Origin of the sequence: Lelliottia wanjuensis (genome assembly GCF_030238365.1) — a bacterium.
GTDB classification, from domain to species: Bacteria; Pseudomonadota; Gammaproteobacteria; order Enterobacterales; family Enterobacteriaceae; genus Enterobacter; species Enterobacter wanjuensis.
In genome coordinates this window covers 81,594-106,875 of record NZ_JASSOT010000051.1, presented here as the reverse complement: position 1 = coordinate 106,875, position 25,282 = coordinate 81,594, and the positions used below count along the sequence as shown (strand labels likewise).

The following is a 25,282-nucleotide window of genomic DNA, read 5'->3' as shown; positions in this document are numbered from 1 at the left end:
GGAATGGAAACAAGAATGAAAGAACAGGAAAAACAACCCGGTGCTCCGTGGCCCGCGGATGCGCAAACCGTGCGGGATGCGGTGAATGCGTGCTTTTCACGCAAACCTCGCCTAACACCTCCCTTAAAGGGATGGCAGGAAGATTTACCCGGAAATCAGGAGTCACAAACGGCCATTGGCCAATTAATTCGCGTGACACAAATCAATGATACCTGGCTGGAAATACCTCGTTATGAAAATATACTGTGGGGGGGAGCATGGTTTGGGGGGGTATTTTCGTTGTTTTTCTTTCTTTGTGCTTCTTCTTTGATTTTTGTTCAGGGTTTTTTTCATAATACAGGTATGTTTTTTTTCCCATTCTATATTTTTTGCCTGTTTATTGCGTTTTCTGTGTGCTTGCTTCAGTTAAGAATGGCATTATTCGTCCCCCGCGATCAACCCATTCGATTAAATAGAAAACGACAAAAGATCTATCTATTCGACTACCACAGAAATCACTGGAACCCGTGGGGGAAATGGCCTGCGACGGTCCAGGTATTTGACTGGGCTGATATCCACGGCGAAATAGGCCACGAATCCGATCGTTACGATCAGGGCTTTCGTTTGTATTGTGCTGTTTGTAACCCCGGCACCCATGAAGTGATCGAGCGCTTTATCCTGAACCAGGCCATGAGCCACCCGGAACCTCAGCGCAGGTTGTGGAGCCACCTCTGTCAGTACATGCAGCACAAGCCGGTGGTGATGGATCCGGTCTATCCGGGAAGGCCGGATAACTGGAAACCCCGCAAAAATATGTGCTGGCCGGAAGACCTGGAACATGAATCAACCACGGCTCCATATAAAAATCAGCTGCTCAAGGAATGGAGGTCAGAATGAAAGAACAGGATAAACAGCCCGACAGCGTGTGGCCTGCGGATGCGCAAACCGTGCGGGCTGCGGTGAATGCACGCTTCTCCAGTAAGCCTCGTCTGACCCCGCCCTTAAAGGGTTGGGAGGAAGACTTAGCGGGAAATCAGGAACCGCAGGAAGTGATTGGGCAATTAGTTAGGGTGACAGAAATTAATGACACCTGGCTTGAAATGCCGCGCTATGAAAATATTATTTGGTGGGGTGGGGGGGTGTTGATTGTAATCATATTAATTATTGTTATTCCAATGAGCCTATTTATTCTCATCGATTTTTTTTGCGACTTTTTAAAAACAGGTGATGGCTGGGGTTTTTTGTTGGGTTTTGTTGCGTTTTTTTTCGTTTCATTGTCAATGCTAATTTTGAATTTAAGAATGGTTTTATTCGTCCCTCGAGACCAACCCATCCGCTTCAATCGCAAACGCCAGAAAATTTATATATTTGACTACCACAGAAACCAATGGAACCCATGGGGGAAATGGCCTGCAACGGTCAAGGTATTTGACTGGGCAGATATCCACGGCGAAATCGGTCATGAATCGGATCGTTACGATCAGGGCTTTCGTTTGTATTGTACTGTCTGTAAACCCGGCACCCATGAAGTGATCGAGCGCTTTATCTTAAACCAGGCAATGAGCCATCCGGAGCCTCAACGCAGGTTATGGAGCCACCTCTGCCAGTATATGCAGCACAAGCCGGTGGTGATGGATCCGGTCTATCCGGGAAGGCCGGATAACTGGAAACCCCGCAAAAATATGTGCTGGCCGGAAGACCTGGAACATGAATCAACCACGGCTCCATATAAAAATCATCTGCTCAAGGAATGGAGATCAGAATGAAAGCACAGGATAAACAGCCCGACAGCGTGTGGCCTGCGGATGCGCAAACCGTGCGGGCTGCGGTGAATGCACGCTTCTCCAGTAAGCCTCGTCTGACCCCGCCCTTAAAGGGATGGGAGGAAGATTTACCGGGAAATAAGGAACCACAAACGGTCATTGGGCAATTAATTCGCGTGACGGAAATTAATGATACCTGGCTTGAAATGCCTCGCTATGAAAACATAATGTGGGGAGGGGCATGGCTGGGGATAATGGCTTCATTGGTATCTATTATTTGTGCTTCCTTTTTTATTTTCGTTCCGGGATATTTGAACCACTTAGGGATATTATTTTCTATTTTCTATTTTCTATTTTCTATTTTTATTTTTTTTTGTTTCAATGCTTCTTCTGAATTTACGAATGGCATTGTTCGTCCCCCGCGACCAACCCATCCGATTAAATAGAAAACGCCAAAAGATCTATCTATTCGACTACCACAGAAATCACTGGAACCCGTGGGGGAAATGGCCTGCAACGGTCAAGGTATTTGACTGGGCAGATATCCACGGCGAAATAGGCCACGAATCCGATCGTTACGATCAGGGCTTCCGTTTGTATTGTGCTGTCTGTAAACCCGGCACCCATGAAGTGATCGAGCGTTTTATTCTGAACCAGGCGATGAGCCATCCGGAGCCTCAACGCAGGTTATGGAGCCACCTTTGCCAGTATATGCAGCACAAGCCGGTGGTGATGGATCCGGTCTATCCGGGAAGACCGGATAACTGGAAACCCCGCAAAAATATGTGCTGGCCGGAAGACCTGGAACATGAATCAACCACGGCTCCATATAAAAATCATCTGCTCAAGGAATGGAGATCAGAATGAAAGCACAGGATAAACAGCCCGACAGCGTGTGGCCTGCGGATGCGCAAACCGTGCGGGATGCGGTGAATGCGCGCTTCTCCAGTAAGCCTCGTCTGACCCCGCCCTTAAAGGGATGGGAGGAAGATTTACCGGGAAATAAGGAACCACAAACGGTCATTGGGCAATTAATTCGCGTGACGGAAATTAATGATACCTGGCTTGAAATGCCTCGCTATGAAAACATAATGTGGGGCGGAGCGTTGTTTAGTAGTGCAGCTTTGCTAGCACCACTGATGATGTTTTTTTACTCCATTTTTATAGTTAGTTCAAATTTACTCTTTTTGATTGTTTCTATTGTTGTATTTTTTATTGTTCTATCAATTTTTTGGTTAAATTTGCGAATGGCATTATTTGTTCCTCGAGACCAACCGATTCGCTTTAATCGAAAGCGGCAAAAAATCTATATATTTGACTACCACAGAAATCACTGGAACCCGTGGGGGAAATGGCCTGCAACGGTCAAGGTATTTGACTGGGCAGATATCCACGGCGAAATAGGCCACGAATCCGATCGTTACGTTCAGGGCTTCCGTTTGTATTGTGCTGTCTGTAAACCCGGCACGCATGAAGTGATCGAGCGTTTTATTCTGAACCAGGCAATGAGCCACCCGGAACCCCAGCGCAGGCTGTGGAGTCACCTTTGCCAGTATATGCAGCACAAGCCGGTAGTAATGGATCCAGTCTATCCAGGAAGGCCGGATAACTGGAAACCCCGCAAAAATATGTGCTGGCCGGAAGAGCTGGAGCGGGAATCCACAATGGCATTATAAATGCCATTAATTGTGAAATAGTAAAATTCAGGGTTTGACTATTTATTAAAAATTAATTTTTTGCTTCTGATTTATTTAAATACACATCACTGTTTTATTTCAATAGGGATTGGAATCCTCTATGCCTGTAAATCTGAATATTATACCTGGCCTGGCGGTGCGCCCTTCGCCACCCAGGAAAATACGCTGGTTAGGTGCATTGTTTTTCTTTATCGCAATAGGGTGGGGAGTTATTCGTTTTTCAGGATGGGCGTCAGAATGGACGGAATTCTGGCTCTTTGTCGCAGGTATCCCTTCCGTTGTCTGGTTAGTGCTGATGATTTGTCGTCAGGGGGTATACCTGCTGGAATGCATTCATGCCAGTGCATGGGATCAACGGCGTGAAGAAGTCATACTACAGGAAACACGGCGTGGACGCCGGGCGTTGCAGATACTCGGCGTTGAATGTTTTACCGCGCACTCAGCCATGATTAATGCACAGTTTTCTGCGTCGAGTCAGGAACTGTTTCGTGGTGAAAATAAATTAACTCCGCAAACTTCCTGGGAGGGACATCATCATATTCGCCATAGCCGCCTGCCTGTTACGCCCGGCCAGACGAGTGAGGATTTGCTGTTAAATTGTTTTACTGAAATTTTGAAAAAGATAGCGCCAAAATTTTCATCGCTTCCTCCCGGCAACCCGGTCGCAATTTTGCTGGAATATTCCTCGACTCTTTCTGGCGAAAAGATTCGAGATGTGTGGCGTTTTGCCTGGCAAAAAAGAGCGTTCCAACAGCCCGTTGAATTCGTAAAAGGAAAGGGGCTGGGGTATGTAGATGACTGGCTCGATTATCGAATTAAAGATAACGCAGTATTGCTGGTTATTGCTTTACAGATTGCACCTGAGCAGCCAGAAATGACGACAGAAACCGTCGTGGCGTTATTACTGGCAAACCGGCTCACTCAGAAAACATTGTCGCCCCTGGCATTACTGCATCGTCCCGAAAAAAGTGGCGCCGAGGACCTTGAACGCGGTGTATTGCAGGCGGGCGAATGGGTTCCCGTGCGTCCTGACACGTTAAAACACCTCTGGTTGACAGGGTTGCATGCCGAAGGGGCTCAGAACGCGATTACCTTGCCAGGCAAAGCCCCTTTCGTGGGAATTGACAATGTTTCCGCTATACACCACCCCGACATGACTCTGGGCCACGCAGGTTGTGCCTCGCCATGGCTGGCTGTCGCCGCTGCGGCTCAGGCCGTACAACTCAGGGATGAAGCGCACATGATTATCAGCAGTGAACAAGGACAGGATGACATCTGGAGCGTAGTCGTTGCGCCCTGTGTTATTCAACAGGAGAGCGTGACGTGAGGCTTTTTTCAATACCTTCAATTCCTTTTATCAGCTTCAAAAAACCAGAGAACCGGTTCCTGGCGGCGTTGCTGCTGTTGTTAATCGTCGGCGGAACGCTGTGCTGGTTGGTATGGCAACATCCCGAACGTCTCGGCCTTGTCGGTGGAACGCCGGCACGTGAGCACTGGCTGCTGGGACTGTGTACCGGTACCGGTATGCTGCTACTGGGCGGGCTGGTGATGTATTTTTCCCTGCGCTCGGCAGGCCGGAAAAGTTTTGATGCCACCCGGCATCAGGCCGCAGGAGATGATATTCCGGTTGCGGTGAGCACGGCAACAGATCATCAGCCACAACATACTGAGTTCACGCGCCTGAAACAGCACCTGCGTTCCCGCTATGGGTTTTTCTGGCGCTATAAAGTCCGGATGTTGCTGGTGGTGGGGGAGGACAGCCTGGTTTCATCGCTTGTTCCGACGCTGAAACAAAAGCAATGGCTGGAAGGGGAGCGCACGGTGCTTATCGACGGCGGGAGTCTGCACGGCAGTCTCGACGTGCCCCGTTTTGCGGCCCTGCGCCTGATCCGTCGCAGTCGCCCGTTTGATGCAGTGGTCTGGGCGCTGTCTCCGGAGCAAAGTCAGACGCCGGGCTGGATGGATAACGGCCTGCGCACGTTACAGCAAATGGGGGCGGTGCTGCGTTTTCAGCCCTCCGTCTGGCTCTGGCAGGTGTGCGACAGCCTCTGGTCACAGGATGAACGCGTGGTCCAGCCCGTTGGCGTGCAGTTTCCTCAGAATGTCACGTCGGAGAAAGTGGTACAGCAGTTACAGTTGCTGTTGCCTGCGCTGCGCGAACAGGGTTTACAGCAGGTATTTCAGTCACAGTCCCATGATTTTTTACTGCGTCTGGGACACGAACTGGCTCAGGGCGGTATTGCACAATGGCGTCAGCAATTGGCCCCATGGCTAGCGGAGTACGCCAGACGAATCCCACTGCGCGGCTTGATGTTCAGCCTGCCACTGGCAACCCCGACTCCGGCCGTTGCCGGGCTGCATGAGCACCGTCACGAACATTCTGTCCTCTGGCAGTGCGTAGCTGACGACAGCCCGCGGGCATACGGTAAACATATTGGCCTGCCGTGGGAGCAGGGTGTGTATCACGGCCTGCTGGTATTGATATTGCTGTGGGGGCTGGGGAGCGTGGTTGCGTTTACCACTAACCGTCACCAGATGGTGGCATCGGCCCTGCGGGCGCACTCCCTGGTCAACAGCCGTCAGGTGTCGGATGCACAACTGATGGCCTTGCAGGCTCTGCGCAACGATATCGGGCGGCTGCAACAACAGAACATTGAGGGGGCCCCCTGGTATCTGCGCTTTGGCCTGAATCATAATCCGCAACTGCTGGAAAGGCTGTGGATGTGGTACGGCCCGGCCAGCCAGCGCCTGATCCGCGATGCCGCCGCCCAAAGCCTGCACCAAAAACTGACCCAACTGGCGAATCTGCCCCCGGATAGTCTGCAACGCGCCACGATGGCAAAAACCGGCTACGACCAGCTCAAAGCCTACCTGATGATGGTACATCCGGAAAAAGCACAGGCTGATTTTTTCAGCCAGGTGATGAAGTCTGTTGCACCGCAGATCAAGGGGATTTCTCCAGGCCTGTGGCAAAGCCTGGCACCGGATTTATGGTCCTTTTACGCCGCTAATCTGCCCACCCGTCCCGACTGGAAAATCAGCCCAGATAACGCTCTGATTGCCCAGACTCGTCAGGTTCTGCTGGGGCAGATAGGCCGCCGGAACGCCGATAACACCGTTTACCAGGCTATCCTTACGCAGGCGCGACGCAACTATGCGGATATGACGCTTGAGGAGATGACCGGCGACACCGATGCCCGGCAGCTATTTACCACCGATGAGTATATTCCGGGCGTGTTTACCCGCAGGGCGTGGGAAGAGGCAGTTCAACCGGCGATTGAAAAAGCGGTAACCGCCCGACGGGATGAAATTGACTGGGTGCTGAGCGATAACCGTCAGCAGGTCAGTCAGGATGTGCTGCCTGAAGTGCTGCAACAGCGCCTCACTGAGCGCTATTTCTCGGATTTCTCGGCCACCTGGCTGCGGTTTCTGAACAGCGTACGCTGGAACAAAACGCAGAACCTGTCGGATGTGACCGACCAGCTCACCCTGATGAGCGACGTACGCCAGTCACCGCTGATAGCGCTGATGAACACGCTGGCAGAGCAAGGGCAGACCGGACGGCAACATGCCGCCTTATCGGACTCGCTGATAAAATCCGCCAAAGAGCTGCTTGCGGATAAACAAGAAGAGGCTCCGGTGATTGACCAGAAAAGCGCAGAGCTGACTGGCCCACTGGATAAAACCTTTGGTCCGCTGCTGATGCTGATGGGGAAAGCGCCATCCACGACGGCCTCCTCCGGCGATAATATACTTAGTTTGCAAACCTATCTGACCCGCGTGACGCGTGTGCGGCTGAAGCTTCAGCAGATTGCGGATGCCGCCGAACCGCAGGAAATGATGCAGCTACTGGCCCAAACAGTCTTTAGAGGCAAAAGCGTTGACCTCACAGACAGCCAGGAATACGGCAGCCTGGTTGCCGCCAGTCTCGGAGCGGAGTGGAGTGGCTTCGGCCAGACGATGTTTGTCCAGCCGCTGAAACAGTCCTGGCAGGCGGTGCTGGAGCCCGCTGCCGCGAGCCTGAACGACCAGTGGCGTGACAGCGTCGTGAACGAATGGGACGAAACTTTCGCCGGGCGATACCCGTTTGCCGACAGCGACAGCGATGTTTCCCTGCCCGCGCTGGCTGATTTTATCCGTCAGGACAGCGGACGGATTGACCAGTTCCTCACCCGCGAACTGGATGGTCTGTTGCATAAAGAAGGTCATCGCTGGGTGGTCAATACGCTGAACACCCAAGGGCTGACGGTCAATCCAGCCTTCCTGAAGGCGGTTAATCAGTTAGGTGAAATCTCCGGCATTTTATATCCAGCAGGCAGTCAGGGGATCCACTTTGAACTGCGGGCGCGTCCGGCTCCGGATGTGGTGGAAACGATGCTGACGATTGACGGGCAGAAACTGCATTACTTTAATCAGATGGAAAGCTGGCAGGGGTTCCGCTGGCCAGGAGACACCTACCAGCCGGGCACACAGCTGACATGGACCAGCATTGATGCAGGCGCACGGCTGCAGGGGAATTACCCCGGTTCGCTGGGGCTCATCCGCTGGCTGGCACATGCTGAAACAAAACAACTGGACGAAAGTCGCTGGCAGCTCACGCTCACCATGCCGGACACTCGAAAGATACGGTGGATATTACGTACTGAGCGCGGTAGCGGGCCGCTGGCGTTGCTGAAGTTACAGAACTTCCGCCTACCGGCGCAGATATTTGGTGCAGACACGTCATCACAAACCGAAGGCTCTGCTGACGAACCGGATGAGGTGAATAGCCTGCTCAGTGAGGAGGCGACTAAAAAATGACTAAGCAGACCCCTCCTCATCATGCCCAACGGGTGATGGCGCTTGTGAGTTCCCATAATTCTGGCGTATTCAAGAGTGTGGATACCTGCGTGAGCCCGATGCCGCGGCCCCGTGGCAGTTCTTATCGTTTTTACCGTGCAGGGAGTGGCTGAGCCATTATCTGACTCACCATCACGCCAGTATCCACGATGAAAGTTCGCTTTCCGCTCGGGCGCTAGCTCGACATCAGCCGTACATCGAGTTTATGACCCTGGCGGAATGGCGTACCGATTTGCTGGCGCTGGTGGTTTCTGAATGAGTGCAACGCAATGGTTAATCGCTCGTATGTTCTCTGACGCTGCCGCTTTATGACGCGCTGGAGCAGACGCTGAACGCGATAAACATCGACAGGCAGAAGGGCTTCTGGCTGGCCGTCCTGCCGGTGCTGTTTTATCTCTGCTCAGAAAATGCTGACTGGGGCACGCGGCAAGCCCCCGTCCGGCCGGTTCCCAAAAAAGTGCGTCACGAGGGATTGCGCCTGTTTGAACCCCCCGGTGGTGGATTACCAGGATGTGTGCCTGTGGGTGGGCTGTGCCCTACGCCAGCTTGAGCAACGGCGGCAGGCGTTATCTGATGAGCTGAACCGGTCTGGTTCCGGGGCCCGTCGGGTGTGCCCGCATATTCGCCGGGCGCACCGGCAGGGATACTGGCGGGGTAAACGGCAGCCGGAGACCGAGCGGCAGTGTGTAATGAAATGGATAGCGCCGGTGTTTGTCAATGCCGGCGATGATGAACTGCTTCAGGCGGTGGTTCGCAGCCTGAAATAACACCGACAGGGATAACGCTGAGATGGGCACATTATCAACGCTGCTGATGGCCGCAGGTTGTGAACAACAGGTATTACTGCAACAGGCCCAATGCCGGCTTGCACTCTGGGATAACTGGTTAATTCCTGTCACGGATGACCACCCAACGGGGAGCGACCCCGGTTACGATGACGACTTTCAGCGTATGCGCGAAGAGGTGAATAAACTCTCCGGCGTGGATACCGGGCTGGTGTGCCAGTCCGCAGAAAAACTGCTGACGGAGGTCTGCAAAGATACCCGGGTGGCGACGTATTACATCTGGGCACGCTTACACCGGGATGGCGAAGCGGGGCTGGCCGAAGGACTGGAACTACTGGCGGCGCTGCTGACCCGCTACGGTGACACGCTCCATCCACAACGTGCCAACAGCCGCAAGCTGGCGCTGGAATGGCTGGCTGGACAACGGATGCTGGACAGCCTGTTGCGCTACCCAGAGGTCACCCGCCCCGATTTTGAACGCATCGCCGGGGCGCTGGCGCTGACGGAGCAGTGTCTGAGCCTGTGGGATGAATCCGCCCGCCCGCATTTCACTGCCCTATACAGTGCGCTTGAAAACCGGCTGGCACAGTCGGGCGGGCTGAACGCGGTCGTGCCGCAAAACAGTACCACGGGCAGCCAGCCTGCGGCGGATCAGGGCTCCACTCCCCAGCTCCAGGCCGTACAGTCAGGGCGCGAACTGTTGGAACAAAGCAAGCTGCTCGCCCAATATCTCAATGACCAGCCTCAGGGCTGGCTCTCGGGTCACCACCTGATGAAATGCGTGCGCTGGGATACGGTGCATCAGTTACCCCCTCTGGATGCAGCCGGTCGTACCCGATTAATCGCGCCTCGCGGCGACTATCGCGCCCAGCTCAAGCGTTTGTATCTGCAACAGAACTGGCAGGAACTGCTGGAGCAGGCCGACAGCATGTTCAGTGAAAGTGTTAACCACTTCTGGCTGGACGTGCAGTGGTACCTGTATCAGGCGCTGACGAAACTGCCCTCACCCTGTGACCGCTGGGCAGAAATCATTAAGCAGGACTTACGCCTGCTGCTGATGCGCCTGCCGGGGCTGGAGGGGCTGGCGTACAACGACGGTATGCCGTTTGCCGATGAGGTGACGCAAAACTGGATAACTCAGGAGGTGCTGGATGCGCCAGCAGACTGGAACCAGAAGCAGAGCGGTACGGCGGTGCAGACCGGTGAGGACGATATTCTGCAACTGGAGCCTGAAGCCCTGCTGCTTGCCGACAGCGAAGGAACAGAAGCGGCGCTGAACTGGCTACAGCAGCGGCCCGGAATGACAACCCCTCGCCAGCAATGGTTGCTCAGGCTGCTGATGGCACGTGTGGCGGAACAGTACGGTAAAAATGAGATGGCACTGCATTTACTGGGTGAACTCAATGAACGGGCAGGTCAACTGACGCTGAACCAGTGGGAGCCTGGGCTGTTGTTTGAAGTAAAAGCACGCAGGCTGAAATTGCTGCGGATGAAGTCCGGGCGCAGCGAGGCGGATAAAGCACGATTAGGCCCGGAAATGGATGCGCTGCTGGCGGGGCTTATCGCCCTTGATCCGGCACGGGCGACGGTGTTGTGTGGCTAATCAATGGAGAGAAAAACATGCCAATGGGCTATTACCTGGTCATGGGTGACAAAACGACCTGCGGGGGAGTGATCCTCGAAGGTGACCCTACGCATCTGATTATGGGCAAACCAGTGGCGAGAGAACTGGATCGCGTGACATGCGGCAAGTTACCGCCCTATATACAATTTCCCATATCCGGGAGCATTCCCGGCGACGTGGTGAATATGCGCAATTTTGCCGGGACTTTGCACAGCAAAAGTACCTGCCCGTGTCAGTCAAGGTTTATTCCGTCGATGGTGAATGATTTTTATGAGATGGCCCCAGCAGGCGGCGGAGCTGGTAATAGTGCTAGTGCACAGGATGAGCCGGATCAACACGCACAATCTGCAAAAAAAGATCAGTTTGGCAATCGGAATGGCAGTGATAGTGAAGCCCCAAATGACGACGATTCAGATAACGACAATAAAAAATTATCCTACACCATAGAACTGTCCGGTAACAAAATTCTTACGCCTCTTAATATTCCTGATTTTGAGGAGATGATATCTGGAGGCGATACAAAGAATACAGAAAAAATTGATTTTGTAATCACAAATACTGGCGATGAACCCGGGGGGCTCGCTTTGGAAGTTGTGAACGGTAACACATTGTTATATTCAGAGTATAAACTCAGTGAGTTTTATGAGCCTGGTGCTCATCACTGGTCCTGGGATGGATACAGTAATAAAGGCATTCTTGATACTAAAATGCTAAAAAGCCCAGATCTATTAGTCAGATTGATTGCAGTGTCGGATGAACAGAAGATTAGGATTGATTATGTTCTGAATAATTCTGCTGAACAAGAAGACTGGGTGGATGTGAAGGTCAATAAGAATACGCAGTCAGTAGATATTGAATGGCGGGTAGGGTTCGAGGACGGTGGAATATCGGGTTCCAATACAACATTAAAACCCATTGGCTATGCGGGTTTACAGAGCCTAGCCAAAAGTGGCATTGAGTTTTATTGGTCAAGGAATGGCACAAGGGGAGGAGGGATAGGTGATGGTATTGTTACTGACAAGGGTAACTATAAGGCCTCAGTAGTCGCCATTATCAATGCCGAACCTATGATGTCAGAGTTCGATTTGATTGAAAATCTGGATAATGAATATGGGCGTTCTACGAGTCTCGTAGGATTAAGGAAAGTGAATCACAACTTGGGTTATTATTATGATAGATATCTTCAGGGGAAGGAGAAAGACGGTTATATCGCGACTGAAAATCAGTTTAAGCTAGACTCAGCTCATGAGATGGGGCATATAGTGCTTAATAAATATGCGCCGCATTCATCCCCTGATTATTCATGGAGTCATAAAGGGACTTCGACGGTGTTTACACAAGAATCTCTTTCGAATAATAAAATGCCAAGAACTGGAGAGGTTGATTTAATGAAATATTCTGATGATCATGCATCAGCTATGGTTCAGTATTTTAACTCGGTAGCGGCTAGTGAAGATGTTAATGGTTTAATATGGCTCAGTAGGGTGAAGTTTAATGCGTAAATTTTTGATGGTAATTATTTCTATTGGTATGATCTCTGGATGTACATCACAACGTTTATATGGAGGGGCGATTTATATCGTCAATTCTTGTGAGAAAACAATTCATGTTGTCGCAGATAGTTACACTTCAAGAATATCACCCGTTGGAGGGGGGGATGTAACTCAGTTTGAACTTGCTACATCAAATCGTGAAATTATTGCTGTTTTCATTCTTGCGAAATCTGACCAAAATATAGCGCATATTTTCTCCGAGGAAGGTGCTGATTTCAGGGTGATAATATCTGATGGAAAAAAAGAGAAAGTCTTTCACGGCCAGGAAGTCTACCGTCTTTCTGAGAATGTAACGAGTAGCAGGGATCGAAAGCATGACGATGTTAATTATGAAATACGCAGTAAAGAAATATGTCCATAGTTGATATTTAAAAAGCATGGACGTGCTTATTTCACTAAGATGCATATTAACGTAATTAAAATGTAATTCAGGATCCTCACCGTATCTATATCCTCTAAAGAAGAAACCATGGACGACTTAACCCTGCGTTATTTTGACGCCGAAATGCGTTACCTGCGTGAAGCCGGTGAAGAATTTGCTCGCGCGCATCCCGACCAGGCTGCCGGACTAAATCTGGATAAAACCGGTGCACGTGACCCCTATGTTGAGCGACTGTTTGAAGGGTTTGCTTTTCTGATGGGACGCCTGCGTGAAAAACTTGATGATGATCTGCCGGAACTCACTGAAGGGCTGGTCAGCCTGCTGTGGCCGCATTACCTGCGGACCATTCCTTCTCTGTCGATTGTGGAATTTATGCCAGAGTGGACAGGGATGAAAGAGTGTCTGCTGATGCCCCGGGGGTTTGAAGTACTCTCCCGGCCGATTGGTGAACGCAACACTCGGTGTCGTTACACGACGACTCAGGATATCACGCTGTTACCCCTGTCGATGCAGCGTGCTGAACTGGACACGGAATCGGATGGCCGCTCAGTGATTCGTCTGCGTTTTCAGTGCGGGGATCTGGCGGACTGGAGTCAGGTTGATTTACAGCGCCTGCCGCTTTATCTGGACGCTGATGCTCCGTTGGCCTGCGCGCTACATGAAGCGCTGACTCTCAATGCGACACGCCTGTGGATACGTCTGCCGGGGCAGCCCGATCGCCAGCCGTTCGATGGCCGTTTTGCCCCTCAGGGCTTTAGCGAACAGGATGGCCTGTGGCCGAAAGGTGACAGCAGTTTTAGCGGTTACCAACTGCTGCTGGAATACTTCACCTTCCGCGAAAAGTTTATGTTTGTCGCACTCCACGGCCTGCAAAACGTGGTTCTGCCAGCCCAGTTGCCGTGGTTTGAGATTGAAGTGGTGCTGGAAAAACGCTGGGAGTATGACTTCACCTTCTCGGAGCGAAATCTGCGGCTGCACAGTGTCCCGGTTATCAATTTGTTCTCGCTGGAATCCGATCCGCTGCGGCTGGATTCATTGCAAACCGACTATCTGCTGCGTCCGATGCGTATCCAGGACGGGCATACCGAAATTTACTCGGTCGATTCGGTCACCTCGTCGCGCCATTCAGGGCAGCAGGTGTATGTTCCCTTTAGCAGTTTCCGTCATAAGGGCGGCATGTTGCGGCATGAAGCGCCGGAGTATTACTACCACACGCGGGTCAAGCGTGGTCCATCAGGGTTGCACGATACCTGGCTGATACTGGGCGGTGAGGCGTTTGATGACCATAGCGTACCAGAGGATGAAAACCTGTCCCTGAGTCTGACCGGGACTAATGGTCAGCTCCCGCGCAAGGCGTTGCAGAGCACGGTGCTGGACACCGTCGTGAAAACGACGGCGGCCAACGTGCGGGTGCGTAATCTGTGCGCGCCGACGCAGCCTTGTTATCCACCGAATCGCGATCGCTTCCATTGGCGGGTGCTGAGTCATCTGGGCAGTAGTTTTCTGTGGATGATGGATAACCCGGAAGTACTGCGCGGCACGCTGGCGCTCTATGACTGGACGGACAATGAGATGAACCGCCGCAGGCTGGCGGCGATTGTTGATGTGAAACACCGTGAAATTGAGCGTTTTGAGCAGGGCTATCTGCTGCGCGGCGTAGAAATCGATATCACTCTCGACAGCCATGGTTTTGCCGGGACCGGAGATATCTGCCTGTTTGGCGAAATGCTCAACCACTTCTTTGCGCTATACACCGATATCCACCTGTTTAACCGCCTGATTTTAACACTGCAACCCACCGGAGAACGTCTCGAATGGAACGAGAATCACAACCGGCGCATACCCGGTTAACCCAGCGACTGAGCCACGATATCGGGCGTATCAATTTTTATCGCTTTTGCCAGTTGCTGGAGCGCGATGCGCCGGAAAGTCCCGCGCTGGGTAGTACTTCGGACCCTGCCGATGACCCGATACGTTTTCGTCCGCACCCTGGAATGGGGTTTCCGGTCAGTGAGCTGAAAGCGATTGAGCATGACCTTCAGCAGCCCGACGCCCGCCCGACGGTGCGCACAACGTTTATGGGACTGTACGGTGTCGATTCGCCTCTGCCCACCGGCTACCTCGACGACATTACGCAGCAGCGGGAAGGACACGAGTCGCTTGAAGCCTTTCTCGATATTTTTAATCACCGTATTCTGACGCAGTTCTATCGTATCTGGCGTAAATACTCGTATCCGGCGACGTTTGAGCCTGGTGGTCAGGATAAAACCTCGCAATGCCTGCTGGGGCTCATCGGGCTGGGGATCCCCGGAACGGCGAACCATGTTGCCACGCCGGTATCACGGTTCCTGGCCCTGCTGGGGATCATGCGACAGCCCGCCCGGACAGCCGAAGGGGTGCAGGCGCTGGTAAAACTGCTGGCCCCTTTTACTCAGGCGCAGGTCGTGCCGCATTGTCTTCGCCGGGTACCCATCGCCTCGCCAGCGGGGTTTTATGACGACATGCCGCTGTGGCTGGACGGGCGAACGGTTCTGGGGGATGAAGCGCTGGACGTGAACAGCCAACTGCTGATCACGTTATTTACCGAAAATCAGTCCGAGGCGCAGGGCTGGCTACCTGAAGGGCAGTGTTATCGCGATTTTTTGGTGCTGCTGCGGGTCTACCTCGGCTGGCGCTACAAAGCCCGGACAGAATTGACGCTACCAACCCGGCTACTGCCAACTCCACTACTGGGGAATGACACGCTCCTGCTGGGATTCAACGCTGTTCTGGGTTTATCCGGGGACGATGTTCCCGCATCGATGCCGTCATACTATACCGTTGAACTGGGCCATTACTGCGGCCTGTCACCCGCAAAGTCAACACAAGGAAACCGTCGTGTTAACTATTACCATCATCCGTCTCTGTAAATCTCTGCTTCCGGTGCTGGTTTTCTGTCTGGTAGGTTGCGGACTGACGCAGAGTGTATCGGATAGCGTCTCATCCACCACCAAATCGCTATTTTTCAAACAGATTAAGACCCTGCATCTGGATATTACGGCCCGCGCCGTGCTCAATACAGACAGCCAGGAAGCTGATCCTTCGCCGGAGGCGGTGATGGTCCGGGTTTATCAGCTCAAAGACCGGAGCAATTTTGATAAAGCCAGCTATGAGCAACTGGTTCATGAGGGTGAAACGTTACTGGCTGCCGATCTGCTGGCCAGTAACAGTCTGGTGGTGACACCGGGAAGCGCCAAACCGCTCGATGTTCCGATGAACAAAGACGCTAATTATGTGGCGGTTGTCGGCCTCTTCCGTGCCCCGGATATCGAGCAAAATAGCTGGCGTCTGGTTCTGAAACGAGACGAACTGGATGCCGATAAACCCTGCACCATTGAACTGAGCACTCATACCCTGAAATTGCTGTCTGAGGAGAAATAATGCCAGGTTCTTTTTCGCCTTCGCTTTACGAACAGTTGCTCGGCAGTTTTTCCGGTGGATTGGCGCTACAACAGGTCAGTGAAAAAAATCAGCTGATATTGTCGGTGCTCGACAATATGCAACGCATCCTGAACTGCCGGGCGGGTACGCTGGCGCATCTCCCGGATTATGGTCTGCCGGATATGAGTATCATCCTGCACGGGATGCCTGGCACCGCACATGAATTGATCACACAACTCTCGGCGGTATTACTGAAGTACGAACCGCGTCTGAAAGCCATTAACGTAGTGTTGCTGACTCAGGTCGAACCGGGAAAACTGGCTTATGGCATTGATGCGGAACTGAAGGGCGTCGGCCTGGTGCGCTACGGTACGGAGTTTATGCCGGAGGGCAAAATCCTGGTACGCCATCTGAAGCAGCAGCACTACCTCGATATGGAAATGATCTGACAGAAGGAGTCGCAATATGAATACGCTACCCAGGCAAAACCTGAAAACAGGGTCAGATCCCCGCTCGCTGGCGGACTTTATTGCTTTACGCGATGAAATCAGCAAGCTGACCCACCCGGCACGCCCGGATGTTGACTGGCACAGAGCTGAACAGCTTTCGCTGGCGCTGTTCCGGCAGAATGGTGTTGAGCTACAAACCTGTGCCTGGTACACCCTGGCTCGCACCCGTACCAGTGGGTTGCAGGGGCTCAATGAAGGGCTGTCTATACTAGCGGCACTGGTTCGCCATCAGTGGGGGGCAGTCTGGCCGCCGCAGGCCCATGCGCGGATGGATATCCTGAGTAACCTGGTTTCCAGGTTACAGCAGGTGCTGCGCGGTTTGCATTTTCAGTACGCTGACCTTGGTCTGCTGTATCAGATTGAGCAGCGATTGGGGCAGTTATGTGACACATTGCAACAGCTTGAGTTAAAGCACCTGAGCCAGTTTGACACGCTGCGCACGCTTATTCATGCCGCTGCGGCACGCCTGGAAAGCATGGACAGCCATGGCGATGCGGGAGGATTATCGTCACTTTCGCCCGCAATGAGCAATCCTCCCGTGCTGGAGACCACGCTGACCCCGTCCACACAGTTTGTCTATGTGGTCGATGGCAGCGATCATTCGTTACCTCCTGTACCTCATGGTCGTCGGAGATGGGGGGCTTTTATCACGGGTGCGCTGACAATGGCGCTGATCGGCGGCGGGGGACAGTGGGGTGTGAAGCAATGGCAGCAACGCTCACTCGATACTCGTCTGATGGCAACGGTGCAGGCGCTTCCTGTCGTATTGAGTGATGCAGAACAGAAGCAGCTTATCGCGCAACAACCCGACAAACTGACCTCGCTGGCAACGCCTGTGTTGACTGCCACCCGTCAGCAACTTGATCAGGTCTCACCTCTATGGGGTATCTATTACCGCCAGCAACTGGTGCAACAGGCGTTGACGCTATGGCCTGAATCAAAACAAACCAAAGCCCTGACTCAGGCGTGGCAACAGCAACTGACCAGTGAAGCGGCAAGCGAGGCGTCGCTCAATGACTGGCATCAGGCGCAAGAACGATTACAGCAACTGACGGCCCAGCTTAACGCCCTGGATGGTGTAAAAGGGCGCTATATCACCGGTTCGGAGCTGAAAACGCAGGTCTTTGCCATTCGTCAGTCGCTGGAGCGCACGCCACCTCTTGAGGAGTTGCTCCGTCAGTTAGAAGCACAACAGAAGGCCGGGGAGGTGCCCGCCGCACAGATGAAAGAAATTGAAAGGCGGCTGGAGCAGTTGGTCCAGCGCTATACGCTTATTCGGGGTGCTGGGGGGCAATAACTTCAGGAAGGGCGAAAAAAAGCGAAATGTCTCTGGATAGTGCTTTGAAAGGATGACGATTTGTAAGCTACGTTGTCAGGTTCGATTGTTAGCTTTGCTAATTGCTAAGCGTTTCCAAAATGGACTATGGTATGGCCCAGTGCGATAAGGGGGGATCTTGAATTCGATTAATTATCAGTTTGTTACAGATATGAAATAGAATTCCGTCCGTTCCGCCACTTATTAAGAGAGCCCTGAGCTAACGCTCAGGGCTTTTTCTTGTCTGCAGTTTAATTATTGCTGTAAACGCAAAAATCCTCTGCATTTTTCGCCCTTTTTCAACATACCGATAACACGCGATAATCATCCTCAGTTAACGAACACTATGATTAAAGAGGAATTATGACTATCCCTGCATTCGGTCTCGGCACCTTCCGCCTGAAAGACGACGTTGTCATCGCATCTGTCAAAACCGCGCTTGAGTTAGGCTATCGCGCCGTGGATACGGCTCAAATCTATGGCAACGAAGGTGCTGTAGGTCAGGCGATTGAGGAAAGCGGTGTGCCGCGCAAAGAATTATTCATCACGACAAAGATCTGGACTGAAAACCTCAGCAAAGACAAATTGATCCCAAGTCTGAAAGAGAGTCTGGAAAAGCTGCGTACTGACTATGTCGATCTGACGCTGATCCACTGGCCTTCTCCAGGTGATGCCGTGTCTGTTGAAGAGTTCATGCAGGCGCTGCTGGAAGCCAAAGAGCAAGGTTTGACGCGCGAAATCGGGATCTCCAACTTCACTATCCCATTGATGGAGAAGGCGATTGCCGCCGTTGGTGCAGAAAACATTGCGACCAATCAGATTGAGCTTTCCCCTTATCTGCAAAACCGCAAAGTGGTTGACTGGGCAAAAGATCACGGCATTCACATCACGTCTTACATGACGCTGGCTTACGGCAAGGCGCTGCAAGATGAGGTGATTGCGGGTATTGCTGACAAGCACAATGCAACGGCTGCGCAGGTCATCCTGGCGTGGGCAATGGGCGAAGGTTATGCCGTGATCCCATCTTCAACGAAACGTGAAAACCTGGCGAGTAATCTGCTGGCGCGGGATCTCCAGCTGGACGATGAAGATAAAAAAGCGATCGCCGCGCTGGATTGCAACGATCGCCTGGTGAGCCCGGAAGGCTTAGCGCCAGACTGGGATTAATTCAATCCACCCTCTGTAGCCTCAAAACCCTCTCACAGCTCCTTCGGGAGCTGTTTTATATGGTCGCTCAGAAAGTCGATAAACGCCCGAATCCGGGTACTGACGGCACGATCGCTGTAATACACCGCACTGAACGGCATCTCTACCGGCAGCCGTTTATCCTCCATCAACTCGACCAGTTCACCCCGCGCTATTTCTTTATTAATCATATAGTCAGACAGGCAGGCGATCCCATTCCCGCTGAGGCAAAGCTGTTTCAGTGTCTCTCCACTGTTAGAAGACAACCCACTGGTAACCTCATGAAGCTGACCGTCGCTGCAGGCAATCGGCCAGGTATTCAGCGATAACGGTTCGGTGAAGCCCAGGCAAAGATGGTTTTTCAGATCTTCTACCGTTTCCGGCTTTCCATACTGCGCAATGTAATCGGGAGAGGCGATGATTTTACGGTAGCTGGTAAAAAGCGGACGGGCACGCAGGCTGGAATCAGTCAGCGTTCCGGCGCGGATCGCCACGTCCACTTTACGCTCAATCAGATTGATGAAGGTTTCAGAAGAGACAAGCGACAGCGTCATCTCGGGATAGCGTTCCCGAAAGGGTTTCACCAGCGGCATCAGGAAATGCAATACGACGGGCGTCGCCGCATCGATACGCAAAAGTCCACGCGGTGTACTCCGCGTTTCCATGATCTCGGTTTCAGCTGCGGCCATCTCCTGCAAAATCGACTGCACGCGACGGAAATAGCGCTCTCCTTCCTCCGTCAGGCTGAGCTGGCGCGTTGTCCGGTTTAGCAAACTCACCCCAAGCTTCATTTCCAGCTTTTTGACGGAGCGGCTTATTGCCGAATTGGCCTGTCCCAGTTGCTCCGCAGCCCGGCTAAAACTCCCGCTTTCCACTACAGCCACGAAGATTGCCAGCTCTTCTGAGGTTGCTTTCATTGTTGCACCACCTGCAAAATTCTATTGAGATTTTGACCATTTTTGTTATTTAAACACTGGCGCATACTTCGTGTCATCTTAATCCTGATGACACGGAGTATTTTATGCCACTGGCGCTTCTGGCCCTGACGATCAGTGCCTTCGCAATCGGCACGACCGAATTTGTCATCGTAGGTCTGGTTCCTACGATTGCCGATCAACTTTCCATCTCTTTACCTTCTGCCGGTTTGCTGGTCTCTATTTATGCGCTGGGTGTTGCGATTGGCGCACCGGTTTTGACCGCACTGACCGGACGTTTTCCGCGCAAACAGCTGTTGATGGCGCTGATGGTGCTGTTCACTGCCGGTAATATTCTGGCCTGGCAGGCCCCGGACTACACCACGCTGGTGATTGCCCGCCTGCTGACCGGTCTCGCGCACGGCGTGTTCTTCTCGATTGGTTCAACCATCGCAACCAGTCTGGTACCTAAAGAGAAAGCGGCATCTGCCATCGCCATTATGTTCGGCGGTTTAACGGTTGCACTGGTGACGGGCGTTCCGCTGGGGACCTTTATCGGCCAGCATTTCGGCTGGCGTGAAACCTTCCTGGCCGTTTCGCTGTTGGGTGTGATCGCCCTGATTGCCAGCGCGATCCTTGTGCCGTCGAATATTCCGGGCCGTGCGAGTGCCAGTCTTCGCGATCAGGTGAAAGTCCTGACCCATCCTCGCCTGCTGATCATCTATGCCATCACGGCTCTGGGTTACGGCGGTGTGTTCACAGCGTTCACCTTCCTGGCCCCGATGATGCAGGACCTGGCAGGCTTCTCGCCGAGCGCGGTGAGCTGGATCTTGCTGGGATACGGCGTCTCAGTGGCGATCGGTAACATCTGGGGCGGGAAACTCGCCGATAAACACGGTGCTGTACCCGCGTTGAAATTCATCTTCGCGGCTCTGGTGGTGTTGCTGATGGTGTTCCAGTTTACCGCCTCCATGCAGTACGCGGCCCTGGGAACCATCCTGGTGATGGGTATCTTTGCCTTCGGTAACGTACCGGGTCTGCAGGTCTATGTCGTGCAGAAGGCCGAGCTGTACGCGCCTAACGCGGTAGACGTCGCCTCTGGTCTCAACATCGCAGCCTTTAATGTGGGCATCGCGCTGGGTTCCATTATCGGCGGGCAAACGGTTGAGCACTTTGGTTTAGCGCAGACGCCGTGGATTGGTGCGGTGATCGTTCTGGCTGCCTTCCTGCTGATTGGCCTGAGCGGTCGTCTGGATAAACCGGCTCGCATTGCCCTGGGATAAGCATGAGTTAGCGCTTGCTTACAAAACCAGACAGAGGTTTATGAGTAATTGCGTTGAAAGTGTGACCTAAAATCCCTATAACAGTAGAACCAGTCCGTTTTCCGGGCTGGTTCAATGCTATAGAGGTCGTTTCCAAAAGTGCGAAAAAATACCTATGCCATGCGCTATATTGCCGGACAGCCTGCGGAGAGAATTTTGCCTCCGGGTTCGTTTGCGAGTCTTGGCCAGGCATTGCCCGCTGGCGCACCCTTAAGCAGCGATGACAAAATTCGCGTGCTGGTGTGGAACATCTTCAAGCAGCAGCGCGCCGAATGGTTATCCGTCCTGAAGAATTTTGGTAAGGATGCGCATCTGGTGTTGTTGCAGGAGGCGCAAACCACGCCTGAACTGGTCCGGTTTGCGACCACTAACTATCTGGCCGCCGACCAGGTTCCCGCTTTCGTTTTACCCCAACATCCCTCTGGCGTCATGACGCTCTCCGCCGCGCACCCGGTTTATTGCTGCCCGCTGCGTGAACGCGAACCCATTTTGCGACTGGCTAAATCGGCTTTGGTGACCGTCTATCCGTTGCCGGATACTCGCCTGCTGATGGTGGTGAACATTCACGCCGTGAATTTCAGTCTGGGTGTAGATGTCTATAGTAAGCAGTTACTTCCCATTGGCGATCAGATCGCGCATCACAGTGGGCCGATTATTATGGCGGGGGATTTCAACGCCTGGAGTCGTCCGCGTATGAATGCCCTTTATCGCTTTGCGCGTGAGATGTCCCTGCGTGAAGTGCGCTTTACCGACGACCAGCGGCGTAAAGCCTTTGGTCGCCCGCTCGATTTTGTCTTCTACCGTGGTCTGAACGTGCACGAAGCTTCTGTGCTGGTCACGCGCGCCTCCGATCACAACCCACTACTAGTCGAATTCAGTCCCGGCAAACCTGATAAGTAATGGTGCGTCAGGTCTGCCGTCGGGCAGGCCTGCGCAGGTACTGCCCTTTATTTTTCTCACAACCAAAGGACAGTACGATGACAACACAATCCCATCATGACAACGTAGAAAAACAGTTCGGCTCTCAGGCAAACGCCTATCTGACCAGCGCGGTACACGCTTCTGGCCGCGATCTGGTGCGTCTTGGCGAGCGACTGGCCGCCTTCCCGCACGCGCAGGTCCTCGATTTAGGCTGTGGAGCAGGGCATGCCAGCTTTGTCGCCGCGCAGCATGTCGCGCAGGTCACGGCCTACGACCTGTCTGGTCAGATGCTGGATGTTGTCACCCAGGCCGCGAAAGACAAAGGGTTGAGTAATATTTCGACCCGACAGGGCTACGCCGAATCACTGCCGTTTGACGATGAATCCTTTGAGATTGTGATCAGCCGCTACTCGGCGCATCACTGGCATGACGTGGGCCAGGCATTACGCGAAATCAAGCGTGTGCTGAAGCCGGGCGGGATTTTTATCATCATGGATATCATGTCGCCGGGAAACCCGGTGCGCGATATCTGGCTGCAAACGGTCGAAGCCCTGCGCGATACGTCACACGTTCGCAATTATTCCAGTGGTGAATGGTTCGCGATGATCACCGAGGCAGGTTTAATCTCTCGCTCGCTGGTAACCGACCGCCTGCCGCTCGAATTCTCCTCGTGGATTGCGCGCATGCGCACGCCGGACGCGTTAAGCCAGGCCATTCGTTTGTATCAGGAGAGTGCCTCGGCGGAAGTGAAGGCGTATTTTGAATTGCAGGAAGAGGGATCTTTTACCAGCGATACGATTCTGGCCGAAGCGCAAAAAGCGGGATAAGCACAAACAAAAAAGGCACCGGGGGAATCGGTGCCTTTTTTTTATCGGACTGGCTGTCAGGAATCTGGCGTGATGCTGTTTTTCACAAACAGTGTCAGCTGATCGCCTGGCTGCAGATTGGCCGTATCGTCGTTCCAGCGCATCACATCTTTGATGTTCACGCCGTGCGTTTTCGCGATACTGGACAGCGAATCACCTTTGCGTACGCGATAGGTAATGCTATCGCTGTTGCGGGCGAGACGCTGCGCGCTGCTACCTGCGCCAACCGTCAGGTTCTGGCCCACTTTCAGGTTAGAACCGCGCAGATTGTTCCACTGCTGCAGATCTTTCGTGCTCACGCCGAGACGTGATGCAATGCCTGAAATGGTGTCGCCTGAGCGAACCTTATAGCTACGGCTGCTGACGGATGAAGCGTCTGCGATCAGCGTTGACTGAACGGCAGCGATTTCACCGGATGCCAGCGACTCACGTAGCTGCGCAGCATGCTTCTGCGGCACCAGTACGTACTGAGGCCCATTGGCACCCAGCGTTGAGCCTTTCACGCCTGCATTGAAGGTCTTCAGCTTCTGCACCGACATACCCGTCATATCAGCAACCTGTTTCATATCAACCGGGCTGCTGAGGCTCACTCTGGCCAGCGCACGACTTTCGTCGGACGTTGGCAGCTTGACGCCATAACGTTTGCTGTTCTTGAGAATATCGCTCAAAGCCAGCATCTTCGGTACGTAAAGCTTGGTTTCCTGTGGCAATGAGAGGGACCAAAAATCGGTGGGTTTACCACGCGCCTTGTTCGCTTTCATTGCCTTCAGTACACGACCTTCGCCGCTGTTATACGCTGCGACCGTTAATAACCAGTCACCGTCAAACATCTTATTCAGACGTTGCATCATGTCGAGAGCGGCAGTCGTTGAAGCGACCACATCCCGACGCGCATCGTAGCCGCGAGTCTGTTTCAATCCATAATTGCGCCCTGTGCTCGGTATGATCTGCCAAATGCCTGCGGCATTGGCGCCAGACGTCGCGTGCGGGTCAAAAGCGCTCTCCACTATGGGTAGTAGTACCAGTTCCATGGGCATGTTACGTTTCTTAACTTGCCCTGCTATCCAGTACATATACGGCTCTGCCCGTAAAGTTACATCGTGGAGATAGCTCTTATTACTTAAATACTTCTGTTTCTGATCGCGAATCCGGTTGTTTTCCGGAATTCCCATCTTCAGCTCGTCGCTAATGGAGGCCCACAAGTCCTGTTCCTGCGCGAATGATGTCCCATCGTCCATCCAGCGCGCCTGACTTGTAAACTTCCCTGCTTCCCCTTGACCAGCTGCAGAAAGGCTCTGTGCGTGCTGCTGAACGTTACCAGTATTCTGGCACCCCGCGAGCAGGACAGAGGCGAGTAATATCGCTTTTGCCTTCATGTGTGTGTCAATAGTTGCTTAAAAGACGAGCGATGATAACGGCGAATTTTTTAAAAGGCAACCCGCAATTGTCAGAAGTTATCTTTCTTTGACCGTAACCATGCAAAACGTTCTTCAGGTTGTTGCAAATTTGTTTCTTGGTTAATTTTATTAATTAAATCAACGTCATCGGTTCTTAAAAATAAATTTATTTTGCGCTCATTTTTCAGAATTACGGGCAGTGTATTTTGTTTTTTTACCCGTAACTCATTCACTTTGTGGTAATAATCCTGAATCGCAGGATCCTGTGGCAGGATGCTCAAAGCAAACTTCATATTTGCTAATGTATACTCATGCGCGCAACAAATAAGCGTCTCGTCAGGAAGGGCATTAATTTTCTGGAAGGATTGATACATCTGGGTTGGCGTGCCTTCGAACAGTCTTCCGCAGCCGCCGGAGAACATTGTGTCTCCGCAGAAAAGATAAGGGAAACTGAAGAAAGAAATGTGTCCGGAAGTGTGACCTGGTGTGGCAAATACAGAAAAATCGCATCCCAGTATGAGGATTTTTTCGCCATCTTCGACTACCCGCGTGGTTCCTTTATCTTGTGTCTCCTGGGGGCCGTATACCACTAAATGAGGAAATTTAGCCCGCAGAGCCGGAACGCCGCCAACGTGATCGTTATGATGGTGAGTCAGCAAAATGGCCTCAGGCTGCCAGCCGTTTTCCTCAATCGCCGTTAAAACCGGCGCAGCTTCACCCGGGTCGACAATAATGCAGCGCCGATCGTCGTCCACTAAAACCCAGATGTAGTTGTCCTGAAACGCGGGAATGCTGATAAGATTCATAAATT

General features: G+C 52.7%; 22 protein-coding genes and 1 pseudogene. 20 read left to right on the top strand and 3 right to left on the bottom strand.

Annotated features, from left to right (window positions below; genetic code table 11):
• Positions 1–15 precede the first annotated feature (15 nt).
• The 17 genes from QQF33_RS06475 to dkgB all read left to right on the top strand — a co-directional run bounded on the left by QQF33_RS06475 (position 16) and on the right by dkgB (position 19,033).
• Positions 16–876, top strand: coding sequence for a DUF6708 domain-containing protein (locus tag QQF33_RS06475; protein ID WP_285145362.1), 861 nt, complete (start codon positions 16–18; stop codon positions 874–876).
• The gene (locus QQF33_RS06470) at positions 873–1,745 is read left to right on the top strand and encodes a DUF6708 domain-containing protein (protein WP_285145359.1); all 873 of its coding nucleotides are present in this window, start codon (positions 873–875) and stop codon (positions 1,743–1,745) included. The genes QQF33_RS06475 and QQF33_RS06470 overlap by 4 nt, the downstream gene beginning before the upstream one ends.
• Positions 1,742–2,188: a hypothetical protein gene (locus QQF33_RS06465; protein WP_285157592.1), complete on the top strand. Its 447-nt coding sequence runs from the start codon at positions 1,742–1,744 to the stop codon at positions 2,186–2,188. The genes QQF33_RS06470 and QQF33_RS06465 overlap by 4 nt, the downstream gene beginning before the upstream one ends.
• Entirely contained in the window at positions 2,145–2,609 is a 465-nt protein-coding gene (locus tag QQF33_RS06460) for a DUF6708 domain-containing protein (RefSeq protein ID WP_285157591.1), read from the top strand. The genes QQF33_RS06465 and QQF33_RS06460 overlap by 44 nt, the downstream gene beginning before the upstream one ends.
• A complete protein-coding gene (locus QQF33_RS06455; protein WP_285145357.1) occupies positions 2,606–3,418 on the top strand; it encodes a DUF6708 domain-containing protein in 813 nt (270 codons plus the stop codon). Before QQF33_RS06460 ends, QQF33_RS06455 begins: the two co-directional genes overlap by 4 nt.
• 121 nt (positions 3,419–3,539) lie before the next feature.
• Positions 3,540–4,766, top strand: a complete 1,227-nt coding sequence (locus tag QQF33_RS06450; RefSeq protein WP_285145356.1) for a hypothetical protein — start codon at positions 3,540–3,542, stop codon at positions 4,764–4,766.
• Entirely contained in the window at positions 4,763–8,239 is a 3,477-nt protein-coding gene (locus QQF33_RS06445) for an ImcF-related family protein (RefSeq protein WP_350319008.1), read from the top strand. The genes QQF33_RS06450 and QQF33_RS06445 overlap by 4 nt, the downstream gene beginning before the upstream one ends.
• Before the next feature lie 521 nt (positions 8,240–8,760).
• Complete coding sequence (locus QQF33_RS06440; RefSeq protein ID WP_285157590.1) at positions 8,761–9,045, top strand: hypothetical protein; 285 nt, start codon at positions 8,761–8,763, stop codon at positions 9,043–9,045.
• Between the two features lie 22 nt (positions 9,046–9,067).
• A complete protein-coding gene (gene tssA, locus QQF33_RS06435) occupies positions 9,068–10,666 on the top strand; it encodes a type VI secretion system protein TssA (RefSeq protein ID WP_285145353.1) in 1,599 nt (532 codons plus the stop codon).
• 17 nt (positions 10,667–10,683) lie between these two features.
• Positions 10,684–12,189: a PAAR domain-containing protein gene (locus QQF33_RS06430; RefSeq protein ID WP_285149833.1), complete on the top strand. Its 1,506-nt coding sequence runs from the start codon at positions 10,684–10,686 to the stop codon at positions 12,187–12,189.
• Positions 12,182–12,601, top strand: coding sequence for a hypothetical protein (locus QQF33_RS06425; RefSeq protein WP_285149834.1), 420 nt, complete (start codon positions 12,182–12,184; stop codon positions 12,599–12,601). Before QQF33_RS06430 ends, QQF33_RS06425 begins: the two co-directional genes overlap by 8 nt.
• A gap of 108 nt (positions 12,602–12,709) precedes the next feature.
• Positions 12,710–14,473: a type VI secretion system baseplate subunit TssF gene (tssF, locus tag QQF33_RS06420; protein ID WP_285149835.1), complete on the top strand. Its 1,764-nt coding sequence runs from the start codon at positions 12,710–12,712 to the stop codon at positions 14,471–14,473.
• Complete coding sequence (gene tssG / locus QQF33_RS06415; protein WP_285149836.1) at positions 14,437–15,531, top strand: type VI secretion system baseplate subunit TssG; 1,095 nt, start codon at positions 14,437–14,439, stop codon at positions 15,529–15,531. The genes tssF and tssG overlap by 37 nt, the downstream gene beginning before the upstream one ends.
• Complete coding sequence (gene tssJ, locus QQF33_RS06410; RefSeq protein ID WP_285145347.1) at positions 15,500–16,042, top strand: type VI secretion system lipoprotein TssJ; 543 nt, start codon at positions 15,500–15,502, stop codon at positions 16,040–16,042. The genes tssG and tssJ overlap by 32 nt, the downstream gene beginning before the upstream one ends.
• Positions 16,042–16,491 carry a type VI secretion system baseplate subunit TssE gene (tssE, locus tag QQF33_RS06405; protein WP_285149837.1) on the top strand — a complete coding sequence of 150 codons (450 nt, stop codon included), beginning with the start codon at positions 16,042–16,044 and terminating at the stop codon, positions 16,489–16,491. The genes tssJ and tssE overlap by 1 nt, the downstream gene beginning before the upstream one ends.
• Before the next feature lie 16 nt (positions 16,492–16,507).
• Positions 16,508–17,848, top strand: coding sequence for a VasL domain-containing protein (locus QQF33_RS06400; protein ID WP_285149838.1), 1,341 nt, complete (start codon positions 16,508–16,510; stop codon positions 17,846–17,848).
• Between the two features lie 381 nt (positions 17,849–18,229).
• Positions 18,230–19,033 carry a 2,5-didehydrogluconate reductase DkgB gene (gene dkgB / locus QQF33_RS06395; protein WP_285149840.1) on the top strand — a complete coding sequence of 268 codons (804 nt, stop codon included), beginning with the start codon at positions 18,230–18,232 and terminating at the stop codon, positions 19,031–19,033.
• 21 nt (positions 19,034–19,054) lie between these two features.
• Here the strand turns inward: dkgB and yafC are convergent.
• A pseudogene (gene yafC / locus QQF33_RS06390) lies at positions 19,055–19,968 on the bottom strand (DNA-binding transcriptional regulator YafC).
• 104 nt (positions 19,969–20,072) lie between these two features.
• Between yafC and QQF33_RS06385 the strand changes: the two are divergent.
• From QQF33_RS06385 to QQF33_RS06375, 3 genes are all read left to right on the top strand, one after another.
• Positions 20,073–21,248 (top strand): MFS transporter, encoded by a 1,176-nt coding sequence (locus QQF33_RS06385; RefSeq protein ID WP_285157589.1) that lies wholly within the window; start codon positions 20,073–20,075, stop codon positions 21,246–21,248.
• A 138-nt stretch (positions 21,249–21,386) separates the two neighbouring features.
• Entirely contained in the window at positions 21,387–22,187 is an 801-nt protein-coding gene (locus QQF33_RS06380) for an endonuclease/exonuclease/phosphatase family protein (protein WP_282492767.1), read from the top strand.
• A 77-nt stretch (positions 22,188–22,264) separates the two neighbouring features.
• A complete protein-coding gene (locus tag QQF33_RS06375) occupies positions 22,265–23,035 on the top strand; it encodes a class I SAM-dependent methyltransferase (RefSeq protein WP_285157588.1) in 771 nt (256 codons plus the stop codon).
• Between the two features lie 56 nt (positions 23,036–23,091).
• Here QQF33_RS06375 and mltD read toward each other — a convergent pair whose 3' ends face one another.
• Together mltD and gloB are read right to left on the bottom strand one after the other, a co-directional pair.
• Positions 23,092–24,450, bottom strand: a complete 1,359-nt coding sequence (gene mltD, locus QQF33_RS06370) for a murein transglycosylase D (protein ID WP_282492765.1) — start codon at positions 24,448–24,450, stop codon at positions 23,092–23,094.
• A 71-nt stretch (positions 24,451–24,521) separates the two neighbouring features.
• The gene (gloB, locus tag QQF33_RS06365) at positions 24,522–25,277 is read right to left on the bottom strand and encodes a hydroxyacylglutathione hydrolase (protein ID WP_285157587.1); all 756 of its coding nucleotides are present in this window, start codon (positions 25,275–25,277) and stop codon (positions 24,522–24,524) included.
• Between the last annotated feature and the right edge of the window lie 5 nt (positions 25,278–25,282).